The organism is Ruegeria sp. AD5, from assembly GCF_056542345.1.
Map to the genome: position 1 here is coordinate 1 of NZ_JBQFZR010000014.1, position 1,860 is coordinate 1,860.

Sequence of the window (1,860 nt, forward strand, 5' to 3'; positions counted from 1 at the left end):
CAGCTTTCCACTCGTCCTTGTATACATGCTTCGCGAATGCTTCAGCAGATTTTGAAAGCCAGAAAGACTTCTCCCAAAGTATAACATCATCAGTCACAAAAAGGCTCTTCTCACTCGCCGGTCTTGGCTCCGGTCTCTGCGCGTGACTGACGGTATACGCGCTCTTCCCCGAGGAGTGTAGGGGCAGATCACAACCCTATGTAGTCGGCCCTGAACATATTGCTTTATGCCGCCGCGAGAGCGTGTCGTGGCCGCCGGCAGAGTGAGATCGCAGTCAGGGCGTCGAGTATCCTGCCCCAGATTTGAGGCCAAAGCTTTCTGATATGAGCCAGGATCAGGCGGATGTTGTGGCCGCAGCCGCACAGCACTGCGAAGATGGCATCGCCGAGGGTGCCCTTGAGCGGGCAGCGTCTGAGGCGACCTTCGGATTTCATGTGGCCGATGGTGGGCTCGATTGCGCTTCGCCGGCGGATCAACTTGCGAAGGACTGGTGTGACACCGCGCTTCTGGCCGCTGATAAACACCTGGCTCAAAGTCACGCCATGGCCGCGGTAGCCGCGGTCGACGAAGACCTGGGCGGGGCGGGTGTCGGTGAGGATTTCCACCTGCTCCAGCGCTTCGGCCAGAGTGTGGCCGTCGTAAGGGTTGCCGGGCAGCGACCGAATGCCGACCACAAAGCCCTCGTTCATCGTGGTGGCGACGCTGACCTTGCAGCCGAATTCGTAGCGTTTGTGGGCCTTGCCCTTGGAAATGCAGTCGACCGCGGGTTCGTGTAGCGCGTAGAGCTTGCCCTTGTCCTTCGGTTTTTGCCGCAGTAACCGGGCGGCAAGCTCCAGTTCATCGGCGATACGGGCCATGAGGCCGGGGTCGGCGACCTTCTCGAGTTGCCGCGCGATGTCGCGCATCACGCGGCCGGTATATCCTTTCAATCTTCTCAGTGCCTTGCGCATGCGCTTGAACTGCCGGGCATGGGCGTAGCGGCCGACCTGAGCCGCAAGCCTCGGAGCCAGACGCGCATAGCTCTGGCGGAGCTGTATCCCGGCCTCGCCGGCCAGCTTGACCAACCGTTGCCGGGCGCGTTCGTAGAGCCGAGCGTCGGTGGGATGGGCAATGTCTTTCTCCATCACCGTCGTGTCGACGATGACCCGCCCGACGCTCTTGTCATCTATCGCCCCGGCAGCCTTGCCGGCCTCGATGGTCTTGGTGAGCAGCCATTCGACACCCTCCTCGCCGATCCGTTTCCGCCACCGGGTCAGCGAAGACGGGTCGATCGGGGGGCGATGCTGAAAGAACACCTCGCCGCAGAAATGCTGGTAGTAGGGGTTCTCCACCCAACGCCGGACAACGGCCTCGTCAGACAGGTCATGGGCGTGCTGCAGATACAGAAGCCCGGCCACCAGCCGCGGCGATGTTGCCGGCCGACCGCGGTGCGACGGGAAAAACCCGGACCATTCGCGCTCGAAGAAATCCCAGTCGATATAGCCCTCGAGCTTAACCAGCTCATGGCGCATGTCGATCAGATCGACCAGGCGCGGGCGCAGCAAATCATCCTGTTCCAGCGGTCTCGACTTGGGCTTCATGAGGCAATCCGAAATTGCAAGAAAATCGCCCGCAGAATAGCAAACCCTGCAGCTCAAAAACACACGAAATCAGCATTTCCATCAGAAAATCAGTAGGTTGGGAATTACTCAGGGTCGACTACGTGGATGGCGAGCGCAAGCACCGGCCGGGGCTCGATCTCACCTTCTCGGCCTCCAAATCCGCCTCGATCGCGGCACTGGTCATGGGCGATGACCGGATCACTCGCGCGCACGACAAGGCGGTGCGCGAAGCGATGAAGATTGTCGAGGAGCGCTTCAT

2 protein-coding genes are annotated in these 1,860 nt (G+C 60.8%); one reads left to right on the forward strand and one right to left on the reverse strand.

From position 1 onward, the window contains the following. Positions 1-224: 224 nt before the first annotated feature. Positions 225-1,580: an IS5 family transposase gene (locus ACR0JG_RS20715; RefSeq protein WP_480448282.1), complete on the reverse strand. Its 1,356-nt coding sequence runs from the start codon at positions 1,578-1,580 to the stop codon at positions 225-227. 14 nt (positions 1,581-1,594) lie between these two features. Between ACR0JG_RS20715 and ACR0JG_RS20720 the strand changes: the two genes are divergently transcribed. Beyond that, positions 1,595-1,860, forward strand: a 266-nt coding sequence (locus ACR0JG_RS20720) for a relaxase domain-containing protein (protein ID WP_480572529.1), incomplete at its 3' end; no start/stop codon positions are given.

Excerpts from the sequence above, each read along its gene's own strand:
- ACR0JG_RS20715 (WP_480448282.1), bottom strand. The coding sequence starts at position 1,580 with ATGAAGCCCAAGTCGAGACCGCTGGAACAGGATGATTTGCTGCGCCCG.